The following is a 14,730-nucleotide window of genomic DNA, read 5'->3' on the forward strand; positions in this document are numbered from 1 at the left end:
ACACAATTTGGTTTACAGGCTCAAGATGAAACGTGCGTCTGCTTCTTGCTTCGGCCTCAGCACATGGAATTCCGTACTTCCAAATCCCACCGCATTTGCCAAACCTACAACGTGGGCACCCTTGCCATTCTCCATGCAGGGCGTGATCTTTGCGAACAGTACGTCGCCGTTTGCAAATGGAGTAAAGCCTTGTCGCACAGACTTTAAGGGCTTAGTCCGCTTTGTCATCCAATGGCCAGAGTCAGAGACGTCTCCCATCGGAATGAAGGAAACAAGATCGTTGGGTTCCAATGTATTAGGGCATTGAAAGTTTGGATTCAGCTCGACCAGTTCACTCAAACTACGAAACATAGCCAAGACCTTTCAAAAATGCCTTGAAGGTGTGGGCTGCTGCATCCCGCTCCGTCTCAATATCTGCCAAGGTCACCGAATACTTATCCCACCAGGTCTCAAACGCGGCAATCATTTCCTGCCGGTGCTGCCGAATGTACGAATCCAGGATTCCCAGCATGTCATTGTGCAGAATCGTTAGCATCAACTCAGCGGCCCCCGCTTCGTCCAGCGCATCCACTGCTTCGTTCAGGTGCGCCCCAAAGCTGGCCTGCTTAGCTTTCAGGGTCTTGGTGGCCTTGGTGCGCTCAGCCTTCCAGGCTTTGATATCTGCCTCAGTGGGCGCATCTTCATCCGGCTCGGCCTCGTCGTCTTCCTCCGGCTGGGCGGTGGCGGCTTTGATGCGGGCGTCCAATTCGGCCTTGCGAGCCTGCAGGTTCTCCAGCTCGGCCACATAATCCGCCAGCAGGAAGGTCACCAGTTTGTGGTCTAGCGGGTTCGTCTTATTCTGCTCGTCTTCCAAAAGGGTGATGATACTGGTGCGCCAGGCGTCCACCACGCCCAGCACGCCACGGGCCTGCAGAGTGCGGAATTCGTTTTTGTTCTGGTCCCAGAAACCGGCGATGATGCCGCGCACGGCAAATCGGTCTAGCATGCCGATGGGGCCCAGGGCATGGGTGAAGGTGCCAATCAAATCATCCCGCAGGGCGCTCAATTGCTGGCCGTTGCCGGAGAGTTGGGCAATGTGTGTGCCTCGCTGTTGCCACCAGCTTTCGAAAGTATCCTTGAGTCGGGCTTCTTTGTGCCGGACGCCGTCGTTCTGTTCGATAGCCGGTTTAAGGCTGGCCTTTTCGGTGAGGTCTTCCCGGAAATCCACGTAATCATTTTCGCCCGTCTTGGGTTCGAGCAGATCCATGGGGTCCAGGCCCTGGGCATCGAACAAGGACCGTTTGGCCCGAACCTCTTTTAGGGGAATGCCGCCCACCAGGTGTGCCCGCACATCCTGTGGTTCGGGTGGCGGCGCGTTGTCCGCATAGCGGCGAATGTTCAGGTTGTAGTCGTTTTCCCGCAATTCATCCAGGCTGACAATCCGTGAAAAGCTGTCGGCTTCGGCAAAGGCTTCGTAGGTGCTGACGATCTTTTCGATGTGCTCTGGCAGCAAGTGGTTCTGGGCTCGGCCCTCGTGGTATTCCCGGTCGGCGTTGATAAACAGTACCTTGCCTCTGCGTTCCGGTGCTTTTGCGCCTTTGTTACGCAGTACCAGGATGCAGGCAGGTATGCCGGTGCCGTAGAACAGGTTGGGGGCAAGGCCGATCACGGCTTCCACCAGGTCGTTCTCCAGCAGGCCAGCGCGGATGCGCTTTTCATCACCACCCCTGAACAACACACCGTGGGGCATAACTGTGGCCAGCATGCCATCGGATTTCAGGCTGGCGACCATGTGTTGCAGGAACATCAGATCGGCTTTCTTTGCGCCTTCCGGTACCTGGCCATACTGGAACCGTTCCGGGAACTGGTTGCTGGGTGAGAAACCGATGGAGAAGGGCGGATTGGTGAGAATGCGATCAAAACGCATCAGTTCACCTCCATCCACATGCTGGGGGTCCGTCAGGGTGTCTTCATTGCGCAAATCGGCGCTGGTGATGCCGTGCAGCAACATGTTCATCTTTGCAATGGCCCAGACGGAGCCAGAGGCTTCCTGCCCAAATAACGACAGGCGTTTCGGATCGCCGCCTTTTTCCTCCAAGTATTCCTTCGCCAGAATCAGCATGCCTCCAGACCCGCAGCAGGGATCGTACACACTCTGGTCCTCCTGAGGATTAGCAAGTCGAACCATCATGCGAACCACAGAGCGGGGCGTGTAGAACTCACCGCCTTTCTTGCCAGCGGAATCCGCGAAATCGCCGATCAAGTACTCGTAAGCCGCCCCCAGAAGATCCGGGAACTCGAAGTCCTCGTTACGCAGACGGTACTGGCTGAAGTGAACGATCAGATCGCGCAGCTTCTTGTCCGGCAGGGTGGTGGAGCCCACTTTGCGGGTGAAGTCGATATGCTCCAGTACGCCCGCCAGGCTGACGTTGTGTTCCTCCAGCCCAGCCAGGGCTTTATTCAGGTAGTTGCCTACGCCGTGGTGGGCGTCGTTCATCAGGAAGTCCCAACGGGACTGCTTGGGCACATAGAAGGTGGACTTGTACCAGTTCTCCATGTCCGCAATGGCTTCTGCCTCGACCTGGCCCCTGCCTTTGGCCAGCTGGTTCGCGACCACCTCCTGGTAGCGTTGCTCGAACACATCAGAGCAGCGCTTCAGAAACAGCATGCCGAAGATGTATTCCTTGAATTCGGAGGCGTCCATCTTGCCCCGCAGAATGTCGGCGGCCTTGAACAGGTGGCGTTCGAGTTGTTCGAGCGTAAGTGCCATTAGTACTTCCGTTTGGTGTTGCTGGGAACGCGCAGCGACACGAGCGACATGCTGAACCGGGGGGTGTCGCCACTGCTGCGTTTGGTTGTGGTGATATTGCCCGCTCAGCGAGGGATGATCAACTTGCTGAGCGGCCAAGGGGGCAGGAGGTTTTGATGGCCCAGGCTTATTTGACGAGGTGCCATGGCAGCAGCTCTTTGGTGCGGTTACCGCTCAACGAAACCTGCAGATCTTCGCCGAGATGGGAAACGGTGTATTCCTGTTCGTATCTCAAGTCACCCCTCTGTTCGTATTTGGGAGGGAATAATGGCTTCCGTTGAGTTCTACACATGACTACTGCGTTCACGCCTTTCAGTTGCCTGGCAAACTCGAGGAAAGTCTGTTTGTCCGGGTAAACAAGTGCGTATTCAATCAAATCCGACACCCTTGCTTGAAGAACGTCCCGGTCCGCCACCGTTTCCGTCGGGATATAGCGCAGTTCCACACCCGGCCAGCCAACCTTGTTTTTCGGATGTATCCAATCCCAGCTCGCCTTTCTTGCCATCCGGTCTAATTTCTTGATTTGCTTTTTCGAGATATTGGCAATGAGCGTGTAAGTGGGCATGACATGGACTTCTTGGTTTGCTGCGGGTACCAGTTGGAACCGAAGAATCGCTAGGCCGGTCAGAATCCGATACCGCCAGTACGCCTGATTGCACGCGAGGCTCAGGTATTCTTTCATTAGGTCGAGGAAATTTCGTAGCTCCGGTACCGCTGTGGGAATTCCCGGTAGTGTCAATTCCACCCAGTAGGGAGAGAGCTGGACCTCGTTTTCGTCCCCTGAATCTCCCTCCTCGTCGATGACCGCTCGCAAACCAAGAGCCCAAGCTTGGGCTCTCGTTTTTTGACACCAGGGACATAAGCGGTGGCGACAGGGTAGCAAATTCGGGTTTGTCACCACCCTGTTGAACGGATAGCTTTTGGTCGACTTCCCGCACTCATTCAGTATCCGGGCCTGGTAGTCGGTGATTTCGTCATCACCAAAGTATTTCGCCACATCCGAAGGCGTCTTCGGGCGAGTGTTCATAGTCTTCATGTGCTGCCTGCTCCATGTGAAGTGCCGAGAGAGGTGGCGGGGCGATCGGAAGGCGATCGGTTTGGCTCGAGCCGAAGTTGTGACTCGCTTTACCGAACAGCTTGCTTGAAAGCTTCGCGAAATAGCTGAGGCGTCGGAAAAGATCGTCGTAGCGTTCGCCCCTCTCGATCCGACGCGTTGGGTCCTTCGGGATGCTCACGAGCCCGTCAGCCAAGTGTTTATCCATTCCTAATGCACTGGCCCAAGCGCTGCTGATCATGCCGTAAAGGCTTTGTGCGGCCGGGTTGAACTCGCCTAGTCCAGGGAACGTCTGTTTGTTGAAAAGGAGAGCGCAGTGGTAATGGGGCTTTTTCTCGTCCTGCCTAAACTCGCGAGTCCACACGTAGTGCACCTTGGTTGCGTGGAATCGCGTCCTTTCGCGTTTCTTCCGGGCCTCTAGCGCTTTGATTTTTGCATTCAAAGAGGCGATGAACCTGCTGAACAGCGGGCGCCAGTTTGGGTCATTCTCCCAGTCAAATTGTGCAGGAAGTCGGAGGTCGACTCTCACGGCCATGACGCTGGCATGGTCCTTCAGAGCGCCCTGGATCGTCTCATCGATGCGTTGAAGGTAGTTGTAGATAAATGGGGCCACCTGAGGGATTAGGGGCATTCCGTTGTAATAGTGCCCGTGATAGATCCAGAGGTTGGGGTCCTGAGAATGCCTGTGTAGATAAGGGGTATCGCTCATGGCTATGTCCTTAAGTGGTAATCACCAGACACAGCTACTCCCAGGCAACCTGTTCATTGGATAGGTTCCTGTAACTGCTATATCTGATTACTTGATTGGTTATTAACTAGGTGTTGCTTATTGAGGTGTATTCTTGGGTGAGTAGTATTCGTACTTGGATACTATTAAAACCTACATCTGGCCGTCGGGCTTCGCCTTGCGCAAAATGTCGTTTTGCTGGCGATTGGCGCAGATCTGAGGCTGGCCTTACTCCGCAGAGATATAAATGATCCCGGTCAGATCAATGGGGTGCGGATCTGTTCATCGGGTGGTGTTGGATGTCGCGGCTCTGAATTTTCTCAGCTATCCACTCATGTATCTCGGAATCAACCCAGCCTTTGGTGCGGCCTCCAAGCGATACCGGTCGCGGAAAACAGCCTTCGTCCATGTACTTGTAGATGGTTGATCGAGCAAGTCCGGTTTTTTCGATGACGTCTTTGAGTCTTAGGATTCTCATGCTTTGATCTCCTGAATGGCCTGTTGTCTCAGAAGATCTGTTCAGTCTGTAAGAAATGATCTACAGAGGGCTATGGTCGTCCCAGATAGGCCATTATGTTGGGAGTCGAAAATGGCCAGAGAAGGTGCAGTATATGGACCACATATCAAGAAGAAATGATGATTTTTTCAAGCCTGATCTCCGTTCGTTCATCGGTGCCAGAAGGAAGTATCCGATAAGTAACAGGAGGAGTGCCCACAGGGCTTGGGCATTTGCGCAGTTTGCCGACTTTCAAACAGAGCGATGCAAGCTGGTGGGAGAGCTCCTCTAAATCGGCACAGAGGCTATAAAACATGCGATCGTTTTCAGCATCTCGATGCGTTTTGCTGGTCTGTCCTCTGGTGAGCTCGTCTACAAAATCCCGAGTGGCACGATCTTGAGCGTCCCTCCATTCAGAGGCAGACAGGATTGAGTTGGGATCAGCGAGGAGCTTCGCTGCATTGCGTTCAATTACAAACTGGGCATATCGCTTAGCAGCGGGACGCTTTAAGAAATCTGGCGCATTTTGCTCCCAAGATCCTGGGCTTAGTCGGGTTCTTTTCATGCCAATGGGCGTGGCAGCGTGTTGTGTAACGGAGGCGAGTCGATCGTTCAGCCCGGGACGGCCAACTCTCGTTGCTAATTGATTGATCTCGGTTTGGGCAGAGCCTTTACCACGAATCAGAATTTGATCAGCTCGAATGCCTGTCTCTCTCAGGATGGGGTGGTTGAGATCAAGAAAATAGACAGAGCTCGGTTTTCCTAGAATGGCGCCCTCGACAAGCCCCGGAACGACATCGGCAAGGATTCCGAGCTCTTCCAGTTGATTAATTCTCCTCTGAACCTGAGATCTTGGGATTCCGGTATACTCGCTGAGCTTAGCTTGACTGGATGTCGCAACCACTCCGGAGCGATCAGCCCTGCTTAGCAGCACCAACAGCAACATAAATAGGGTGTTGTTCATTCCGGCCTGCTCAACGAGTTCCGGTTTTTTGAGTCTGTTACTGATCAATTGAAAGCTTTGTCCTAGAAGGCCCGATTGGAAAGGGCTGCTTTCCCCCTTCCACTTCTCCCAATTCAGCGCGCCTATTTTCCTCAGTTTTTTCGGTCGACCCTTTGGGCCCTGTTCAGTGATTTCACTGAGCAGGTCCTGGTCTTTGAGTTTCTGCAATGCTCGAAACGCAGCTTCCTTTGTGAACCTGAAACGTTTAGCGAGTTGGATGCCGTTCTCTTTTATCAAAGCAAAGTTTCCGGGATGCAGAACACTTTCCGATGAAAATAGGAGTAGGATAAAGAATAGCTTTTCATCAGCTTTTAAATAGGGGTTTACTGACAGGGCGCAGCGGATGGATGCTGATGTAAGCATGAAAATACCTATGAAAAAGCAGAATAAAAAAATAGTAGCTTATCTAGATAGCTATGAAAAGGCCGAATAAAGTTAATGTAAAAACGTTTAGATTACGTTTGATATGCGTTTTATTGTCATTTACTACTAGTAACTGATTCGTAATTCAGGGGTTTTCAATAAATTTTTACACGTTTTTATGTTAGTTTTAGCTATGTTTTGGTGACAATATTCAGGGCTAGTAAAGCAAGCTATATATTTGCTAGCTTTTTATTTAGTTAGCTCATGCATTTAGTTTCGGGTGGCTTGGTGGAGGGTGTGAAGAATGAACGGGCATACGTTTACGTTTTCAGGAAAGGGTGAGGCATCGTCTGCAGATCCGATTAAGGTGTCGCACTGGCTGGAAAGCGCAGATGAATTTCAGTGCATGTGGACCGTGAAGTACTTGTGGAATCAAGCGAATCCAGGAGGATCTCTCGACCTCTACCTGGGTAAATGGAGTCAGGATCAGCTTGCTGGCTTGGTTGAATGGATGCTTTTTGGTGATGGGAACAGTTACGGAGGCTCGACCTTCCCTATGCCAATTTATGGGGTGCGTCAGCACGGCGCGGAGTATTTCGCTAAAGCAAGGAATGCCTGGAATCAGCGGGTTAATCGGCAGAAGAAGGCGTCGCAAGCCAAAAACACAATAGTTGTGGACCCAGAAACCAAAAAGAAGATTCGGAAGTTAGCTGCAGAACATGACCTTGCAGATGCTGAATTCCTGTCAATCCTGATCGATCTAATGTCTGAGCGCCGTGGAGCAGTAGAAGGGATCGTTAGACAGAGAAAAGAGGCTAAAAGGGCTGCAATTGCATCGGATCTGGGTGTTTTCAGCGGTTTTAACAGCTCGCTGTAACTAAACGGCAGATTTAGTCTTCACGGAGCTTGTCCAGGTAATCAGCCCAGATCTGCATCATAGACCGGCGATCATCCAGAAACTCTGTTCTGTTGTAGGCTCTGCCATGCATGTCAGCAACTCGGTGGCCCAACTGCATTTCAATCAGGTGCACCGGGTATTTGAGCTCTTCTTGGAGCAGGGTCCGAGCCATGGCCCTGAATCCGTGCGCGGTCATCCGTCCCCCGTAACCCATACGGTCCAAAGCCGCTTTGATGGCAACGTTGCTCATAGGTCGTTTTGCGTCCCTCACATTTGGGAACACATACGGGCTCCGGTGCTTGGTGAGCGGCTCTATCTCATCAAGTATGGCGATTGCCTGGGTTGCTAGCGGCACGATCAGGGGCGCGCCGTTTTTCGTGGTAGGGAGCTCCCACTGCGCCTTTTCGAAGTCGATATGCTCCCAACGCATCTGTCTGGTGTCACCGGGGCGAGTAAATACCAGTGGAGAGAACTTCAGGGCAGCTGAGGTGGCAAAGTGGCCCTGGTAAGCATGGATGTCCTTTAATAGGAGCGAAGCCTCGTTAGGCCGAACCAGAGCATGCTGATGCTTAACCTGGGTGTTTGGTAGGTAACCGGTGAGATCACGGGTGACATCCGAATCGACTCTCGATGTTGCCACGGCGTATCGGAATACCAGGCTGATGAGGGTTTTGACCCGGTGAGCGGTCTCTACATTGCCTTTCTTCACGATCCCGTCGAGTACCTGCAGAATGTCGGCAGGCTGAATGGAGCGGATAGGGCGTTTGGCCAGTAGAGGAAAGGTGTAGATCTCCAGTCTTCTCCAGTTCCGGACTGCATGCGCCTCCGTCACTTCAACGGAGTGCTTTTGCTGATACCAGTCTTCACAGAGGGTGCGGAAGTTATTTTCACCATCGGATACTCTCTGCGCGGATTCCTGCCTTTTGTGGGCGCTCGGGTCGATATTCTGTTGGAGTAATGCTTTTGCTTCATCCCGCGCCTGACGAGCGGCAGCGAGAGAAACTTGTGGGTAACTGCCGAGCGATAAGGTCTTCTCGTTACCCGCAAACCGGTACCGCAACCACCAGTACTTGGATTCGCCCTTAATGACAAGCGTGAGGCCGCCGCCGTCTGCCAGTTTCCGCATCTTCCCGGAATCTTTGGCATTTTTCACTTCGTTTGCGGAGAGTTTGTTGAGCTGGCGGGCCATGGGTATCCATTTTGTGGGTAACGGAGCATGAAAAAGCGCTGTTACCCACAATGTTACCCACAAGTGAGCGTGGAAGCCAGTGGACCAATATGGACCTTGCAGGCATAAAAAAGCCCCGTTTCCGGGGCTTTGGGGCGTTTCAGTGGATCTCGATGGACCCCCTGAAACTCTTGGTTGGTGGAGACGGCGGGAATTGAACCCGCGTCCGCCAGTACTCAGCCTTGAGGTCTACATGTTTAGCGTCTCTCTATTGATTTAAGTTCAAGCGACCCGAGAGCCAGGGTGCAAGAACCGAGTTCTTTAGATCTTAGCCGTTAGCCAGTGAACTCTGGAAAACGGAGCATCCCGTAAGCGATGACGTCCTGAGATGTTGCTTCCGGGCTACGGGCGACCCGGTCAGGACGACTAGCAGCTTACGCTGCTAGTGCGTAGTTTTCGTCGTTTGCGACTATTGCGTTGCAGCTTTGGATTAACGAGATTGGCTGCCATCTCGACATGCACCCAAGGGTTCGCCACCGGCGTCGAAGCCATGTCGTCCCCTTACCGACAGTATATGTGGCTGCTTCCGCCAACTTCAAGGTTTTCCTGGTTTTGTTTTGTGGTGTCGGGTGGTCAGTTGTACCTATCAACTGGCAGCCCGGGCGGTGTTCTGTTCGCTGTTGTGCAGCGCGGCGTCCAGGAGTTCGGCAAAGCTGTCGCGGAAATGCCCCATCACACTAGCCGGGTCGGCCTTGATGTTCTTGTCGATGGTGATGCCGAATTGCACCGTGCCGGCATAGCTGAATATGCTCAAACCGATGCCGATATTGCCGCTTTGGGGCACCCAGAACATGGGTTGGATGAGCTTTGCTCCCGCCAAATATACAGGTTCTTTTGGGCCCGGCACGTTAGTGAGTATCGCAGAGGCCTTATTGCTGAGCATGGAGAGCGCCCGCCGCTCAAGGACATCCGGGCCGCGCCCGAACAGGTCCAGCAGGCTGTAGGTTACCTGAGCCTGGTAGGAGCGTTTGAGGCGGTTCATGTTTTCCTGAACCTGGCGGAACCGCATGATCGGATCGGTCTCCTCCACGGGCAGGGTGACCAGCACCAGCCCGAACTGGTTGCCCAGGGTTTCGATCGGCTGTCGCATCGGGCGCAGGTTAAACGGTACGGCAACGCGAACGCCGCATTCCGGCGTGGCCTCGCCGGTGGCTAAAAAATGCCGTTGCAACGCGCCGGCGGCGGCACACAGCAGCACATCGTTGGCGGTGCCGCGCAGGGCTCTGGCGCACACCTTCACTTCGGCGAGACTCAGCGGGTCGGCCCAGGCGACATGCTTGCGACCGCTCAGGGGTGTTTTCAGGCAGGTGTCTGGTTCCGCCGGGGAGAGGCCCAGCTTGAGCAGGTCGACGGCGATGTTGCCCGCGGTAGTGGCCAGTTTGAACGGGTAGCCCGGCTCGTTGCGGATGGACTTCAGAAACAGGCCTGCCTGGTCGATGGCGGTTTGTCCATTATGCAAAGCCCGGCTGGCGAGCTGTCGTAGACCTTGAGGTGCATGGGTCTTGGATTGGCTGGATGTCGATACCCGGCTGAGTCTCGGTTCCGGGGAGTTGTCGGTCAGCGAAAGCAGCACACGCACCAGTGAAATGCCGTCAGCAATGCAGTGATGGATGCGAACCAGCAGGGCACAGCCACCCTGATAGTTCTCGATATAGTGGATTTGCCAGAGCGGGCGCCGGAAATCCAGCGAGGTGCTGGTCAGGTCGCTGGTCAGTGTTTGCAGCTCCTGTTTGCCTCCATCGCCGGGAAGGGCAAGAACGTGAATATGGTTGTCGATATGAAAGAGTGGGTCGTCCTGCCAGTACGTGCGGTCGCCTTCGGTGACGACGCGCTGTCGAAAGCGCCGGAAGGTGAGAAAGCGTTCGTCGAGCGTTCGCTTGAGGCGCTTGAGGGCAATGGGCTGATCAAACACCAGCACCGCTGAAATCATCATGGGGTTCTCGGGGCATTCCATGCGTAGCCACGAGCGATCTACTGCAGACATGGGTGTTTGTCGGCGTGTCATCACTTGCTCCCTTTGGTTCCCGTCTGTCCCTGGGTGGCCGCTGTCCGTATGCGGATTGGGGTAAGGGATCGAGTATAGGCTGATCAGAGAGGGGCTAAAAGAGGATGCAGATGCGACATAAAATGCGGGGAGAAGACGCCGGGCCTGGGGCCCGGCCAGCGGATCAGACGTTGGTTTCGCGGAGGATGCGTTGTTTCTGGCGGTTCCAGTCCCGTTCTTTCTCGGTGGCACGCTTGTCGAAGAGCTTCTTGCCTTTCACCAGGGCAATTTCGCATTTCACCTTGTTCTTCTTCCAGTACATGGCCAGCGGAATGCAGGTATGGCCTGCCTGGTTAACCTTGCCGACGATCTTGGCAATTTCCTTGGCGTGCAGCAGCAGTTTGCGGGTCCGGGTCGGGTCCGCGATAACGTGGGTTGAGGCGGCGGTGAGCGGGATGATGTGGGATCCCAGCAGCCAGGCCTCTCCGTCCTTAAGCAGCACGTAGGCATCGGTGAGCTGCGCTTTGCCGGCACGGATGGATTTTACTTCCCATCCGAGCAGGGCCAGGCCCGCCTCAAAGCGTTCCTCGATGTGGTACTCGTGTTTTGCCTTTTTGTTCAAGGCAATGGTGGCGCTCGGAGCGCCGGGTTTCTTCTTGCTCATGAATCGTTGATCCGGAGTCGGACAGAAAATTTACCGTGCGTAATCGTGCCGGAAAAGCGCGCATTGTAGCCCAGTAGTACCAGACTGGTCACGAAATCGGCGCGATTGACTGAGTCGATGGTCGTATGGGCTGTGATTCCTCCGCTACAATGTGCGCTGAGATGTCGTCAGGGAATGGAATGCCTACTCCATACGAAACACCAATCGGGTCGTGGACCCGGCCAACCACTTTTTTCTGGGCCGCGACCGGGGCAACCTTTGGCCTCGCGAACGTGTGGCAGTTTCCCTACCTGGCCGGCCAGCATGGCGGCGGGTTGTTCATATTGCTGTACCTGGCGTGCCTGTTGCTGGTCACGCTGCCGTTGATGGTCACCGAATCCGCGATGGGAAGATACGCCCGCCATGGATTGGTTCTGGCGATGGATGGTTTCGTTCGCAGCGCGCGACGGTCCCGGGCGTGGATGTGGACTGGTCGTCTGGGGGTGTTGGCGGCTTTTCTGGTGCTTTCCTTTACGGCTGTTTTCGGTGCCATCGCTCTGGCCTACGTATTCTACGGAGCCATGGGCCGGTTTATTGGCGCCGGCGAGGCTGAAGCCGCAGGTATCCTCTCCGCGTTGGTGTCGGACTCGCGGGACTATCGCGTGTTCATGGGCTGGCACGGATTTTTCCTGTTGCTGGTGGTGTGGGTGTCGATGCAGGGCGTGGTGGACGGTGTCGAGCGTGCAGTACGGGTGGTGGCACCGGCGATGATGCTGATTCTGCTGGCGCTCTGCGGTCTGGCCGCCTGGAGTGGGGATTTCCGCAGTGCGTCGGACTTCATGCTGGATTTCCGCCCCGCCGACGTGACCCTGGACAGTTTGCGGGCGGCGTTGTTTCACGCGTTTTTCACTCTTGGGCTCGGAATGGGCGTGTGGACCCTGTTCGGTGCCTATACACCCGCGGACACTCGCCTTAAGCGTTCCGTGCTGGCTGTGGTGTTGATGGACACCCTGATCGCCATCGGGGCCGGGTTGGCGATTTATTCGTTGGCGCCCGATGGCCATTCCATGGAAGGTGAGCGCGGGTTCGGGCTGCTTTTCCTGTCGCTGCCGGTGGCCCTGGCGGATCTGCCGGGCAGTCAGTTTCTGGTGGCAGCCGTGTTCCTGGTCATCGTGATGATTGTGTGGACGACGTCTCTTTCATTGCTTGAGCCGGTGGTCGGTTGGTTTCAGGAGTGGACAGGCGCACCAAGGGGCTTGTCCGCCTTTCTGATGGGCAGCTCAGTCTGGCTGGCGGGGCTTGGGTCGTTGCTGTCCTTCAATCTATGGTCTGACGAGCGTTTCGCCGGGGGCACCTTGTTCCGCTGGCTTGAGCTGATCACGGGTGGCCTGCTGATTCCACTGGTGAGTATCCTGATATCCGTCTTCGCGGGCTGGTACCTGACCCGAAATCTGACCTTCACCATATTGGGAAAGGCACCACGCCTGATTGGCCGTATATGGTTCTGGGTGATGCGCTTGATCTTGCCGCTGGTGGTGGCGTATATCGGTCTGCAGTACACCGCCACGTCGCTGGTGGCGTTGTGCGACAGCGGTAGCAACGGATTGTGGTGCAAACCTACCGTAGAGTTGGCACCAAGCTCAATGACGCCAGCTGCCCCCGATGCGGGTGATTCCAACAATGAAGCCGGTGATGCCGGTGGGGGTGGCGAGCCAGAGACCAATCCGGGCGAGCCAGGAGAGAAGAGCGGTAAGAATGGCCCGGCTGGGCAGGAAAGTGACCCCAACAACGGTGATATCCTTTATCATAGCGTCTGATATTGGCGTCCCGATTAAAGGGGCTCCCCCTTTGCAGGGTCTTCAACTCAAGAGTATTCGCAAGCAGGACGTCCGGTTCCAATGCCCCATCAGATCGACAAGACCGCGCTGGTTATGCACTCGGCGGAACGCATGTTCCACCTGGTCAACGATGTTGCCAGCTACCCCGATTTTCTTCCCTGGTGTTCAGCCAGCCAGGTGCACGAGCAGACAGACCACGAAATCATGGCATCCATGGATATCGCCAAAGGTGGTATCCGTCACCGGCTGACCACGCGCAACCAGCTGTACCTGCCGCATACCATTGAAATGAGCCTGGTGGATGGCCCTTTCCGTAACCTTAGCGGTCGTTGGCAGTTTAAGCCCCTGCAGAATAACGCCTGCAAGGTGATTCTCACGCTGGAATTTGAGTTTTCCGGATCCTTGTCGAGGATGACGTTCGGGCCGGTCTTCAATCAGGCTGCGAATACCATGGTGGACGCGTTCTGCCGTCGCGCAGACCAGGTGTATCTCGGGGGATAACAATGATTCGAGTTGAGGTGGCCTTTGCCAGGCCAGACAGGCAGGAAATCATTAGCTTGAGTGTCGAAGAGGGCACCACGGCTGTGGAGGCTGTGAAGCGTTCCGGCATTGTTGCCATATTTCCTGAGGTCGATCCGGAAAATGGCGATATGGGGATCTTCGGTAAGGTGATCAAGAATCCGTCCGCCCACGAGTTGCGGGACGGCGACCGGGTTGAAGTTTACCGGCCGCTGCAGATCGACCCCAAGCAGGCCCGGCTTAACCGGGCAAAGAAGAAGGGTTAAGGCTTGAGGCTGGCTCAGTAGGCGGGCGTTTCTTCCAGCAGCTGGGCTTCGTAATGGGAATACTGGTCGTTATCGTAGTAGACGATGACCCGTTGTTCCTTGATATCGCCACCACTGCGCTGGAAGGTATACACATAGTACTCCCGGGACGGATCGGCGGGGTTGGTCATCAGCGGGGTGCCCAGCAAGGAGTGGACCTGGCTGCGGGACATGCCCTCGGCCAGTGATGTCAGCTCTTCGTCGGTCAGTATGTTCCCCTGTTGTACATTGATCTTGTATACGCCTGGGAAAACACAGCCAGCCATGATGAGAGTTAGAATGAGAGCTGTGAGCTTTTGCATCGCCGGGGGAAATCCTCTATCTTGAAATCGCCTGCCAGGGGCAGGTGTGACACGGTCTGACCGTTAACATGCGGCTTCATCATACCGGAAGCCGTGAGGCACACCAAAGAGTGAATCGTAACATGTCATCCGAAAACACCGAATTACGAAAAGTCGGTCTTAAAGTCACTCTGCCAAGAGTGAAGATCTTCAATATTCTGGAGAACTCCGAGGAGCATCACCTCAGCGCCGAGGATGTGTACAAAAAGCTCCTCGAACAGGGTGATGACGTGGGCCTGGCAACCGTCTACCGGGTGCTGACTCAGTTTGAGGCAGCTGGCCTGGTTCTGCGCCACAACTTTGAAGGTGGGCACGCCGTATTTGAGATGGCCGGCGACGATCATCATGATCACATGGTCTGCACTCAGACCGGCGAGGTCATTGAGTTCGTCGATGAGGTGATCGAAGAGCGGCAGCAAAAAATTGCCAAAGAACGAGGCTATGAGATTGTCGATCACAGCCTGATTCTTTACGTCAAACCCCTCAAATCCTGATCATTCAGGATTTGTTCCGGAAAAAGAAAAAAGGTTCATCGCGGGTTAG

The 14,730-nt window shown here is 54.8% G+C and carries 14 protein-coding genes and 1 other RNA gene; 5 read left to right on the top strand and 10 right to left on the bottom strand.

What is annotated here, in order from left to right; all coding sequences use genetic code 11:
- Nucleotides 1-340 precede the first annotated feature (340 nt).
- The 5 genes from B2590_RS15675 to B2590_RS15695 form a co-directional block, all read right to left on the bottom strand.
- A complete protein-coding gene (locus B2590_RS15675) occupies nt 341-2,749 on the bottom strand; it encodes a type I restriction-modification system subunit M (RefSeq protein WP_286811621.1) in 2,409 nt (802 codons plus the stop codon).
- Nucleotides 2,750-2,915: 166 nt separating this feature from the next.
- A complete protein-coding gene (locus tag B2590_RS15680; RefSeq protein ID WP_286811620.1) occupies nt 2,916-3,824 on the bottom strand; it encodes a hypothetical protein in 909 nt (302 codons plus the stop codon).
- Nucleotides 3,766-4,551 (bottom strand): inovirus Gp2 family protein, encoded by a 786-nt coding sequence (locus tag B2590_RS15685; RefSeq protein ID WP_286811619.1) that lies wholly within the window; start codon nt 4,549-4,551, stop codon nt 3,766-3,768. Before B2590_RS15685 ends, B2590_RS15680 begins: the two co-directional genes overlap by 59 nt.
- Nucleotides 4,552-4,831: 280 nt before the next feature.
- On the bottom strand, nt 4,832-5,047 hold the full coding sequence (locus tag B2590_RS15690) for an AlpA family transcriptional regulator (protein WP_286811622.1): 216 nt from the start codon (nt 5,045-5,047) through the stop codon (nt 4,832-4,834).
- A gap of 145 nt (nt 5,048-5,192) precedes the next feature.
- Nucleotides 5,193-6,431 (bottom strand): helix-turn-helix domain-containing protein, encoded by a 1,239-nt coding sequence (locus B2590_RS15695; RefSeq protein ID WP_286847986.1) that lies wholly within the window; start codon nt 6,429-6,431, stop codon nt 5,193-5,195.
- Nucleotides 6,432-6,735: 304 nt separating this feature from the next.
- On the opposite strand from B2590_RS15695, the gene B2590_RS15700 reads away from it, so the two are divergent.
- A complete protein-coding gene (locus tag B2590_RS15700; RefSeq protein WP_286847987.1) occupies nt 6,736-7,308 on the top strand; it encodes a hypothetical protein in 573 nt (190 codons plus the stop codon).
- A gap of 13 nt (nt 7,309-7,321) precedes the next feature.
- On the opposite strand, the gene B2590_RS15705 is transcribed toward B2590_RS15700, so the two are convergent.
- The 4 genes from B2590_RS15705 to smpB form a co-directional block, all read right to left on the bottom strand.
- Nucleotides 7,322-8,518 carry a tyrosine-type recombinase/integrase gene (locus B2590_RS15705; protein WP_286847989.1) on the bottom strand — a complete coding sequence of 399 codons (1,197 nt, stop codon included), beginning with the start codon at nt 8,516-8,518 and terminating at the stop codon, nt 7,322-7,324.
- 175 nt (nt 8,519-8,693) lie between these two features.
- Nucleotides 8,694-9,058, bottom strand: a transfer-messenger RNA (tmRNA) gene (gene ssrA, locus B2590_RS15710).
- A gap of 85 nt (nt 9,059-9,143) precedes the next feature.
- Nucleotides 9,144-10,562: a wax ester/triacylglycerol synthase family O-acyltransferase gene (locus B2590_RS15715; RefSeq protein WP_286811148.1), complete on the bottom strand. Its 1,419-nt coding sequence runs from the start codon at nt 10,560-10,562 to the stop codon at nt 9,144-9,146.
- A gap of 163 nt (nt 10,563-10,725) precedes the next feature.
- Nucleotides 10,726-11,205, bottom strand: coding sequence for an SsrA-binding protein SmpB (smpB, locus tag B2590_RS15720; protein ID WP_007153125.1), 480 nt, complete (start codon nt 11,203-11,205; stop codon nt 10,726-10,728).
- 179 nt (nt 11,206-11,384) lie between these two features.
- On the opposite strand from smpB, the gene B2590_RS15725 reads away from it, so the two are divergent.
- From B2590_RS15725 to B2590_RS15735, 3 genes are all read left to right on the top strand, one after another.
- On the top strand, nt 11,385-13,001 hold the full coding sequence (locus B2590_RS15725) for a sodium-dependent transporter (RefSeq protein WP_213479684.1): 1,617 nt from the start codon (nt 11,385-11,387) through the stop codon (nt 12,999-13,001).
- Between the two features lie 81 nt (nt 13,002-13,082).
- The gene (locus B2590_RS15730; protein WP_036212167.1) at nt 13,083-13,523 is read left to right on the top strand and encodes a type II toxin-antitoxin system RatA family toxin; all 441 of its coding nucleotides are present in this window, start codon (nt 13,083-13,085) and stop codon (nt 13,521-13,523) included.
- Nucleotides 13,524-13,525: 2 nt separating this feature from the next.
- A complete protein-coding gene (locus B2590_RS15735) occupies nt 13,526-13,807 on the top strand; it encodes an RnfH family protein (protein ID WP_036212170.1) in 282 nt (93 codons plus the stop codon).
- Nucleotides 13,808-13,821: 14 nt separating this feature from the next.
- Here the strand turns inward: B2590_RS15735 and B2590_RS15740 are convergent, their stop codons facing one another.
- A complete protein-coding gene (locus B2590_RS15740; protein WP_007153121.1) occupies nt 13,822-14,148 on the bottom strand; it encodes an outer membrane protein assembly factor BamE in 327 nt (108 codons plus the stop codon).
- A 122-nt stretch (nt 14,149-14,270) separates the two neighbouring features.
- Here B2590_RS15740 and fur point away from each other — a divergent pair, with 122 nt between their 5' ends.
- On the top strand, nt 14,271-14,681 hold the full coding sequence (gene fur, locus B2590_RS15745; protein ID WP_007153120.1) for a ferric iron uptake transcriptional regulator: 411 nt from the start codon (nt 14,271-14,273) through the stop codon (nt 14,679-14,681).
- Nucleotides 14,682-14,730 lie beyond the last annotated feature (49 nt).

It is taken from the genome of Marinobacter sp. UBA3604, assembly GCF_002375325.1.
GTDB lineage: Bacteria > Pseudomonadota > Gammaproteobacteria > Pseudomonadales > Oleiphilaceae > Marinobacter > Marinobacter salarius.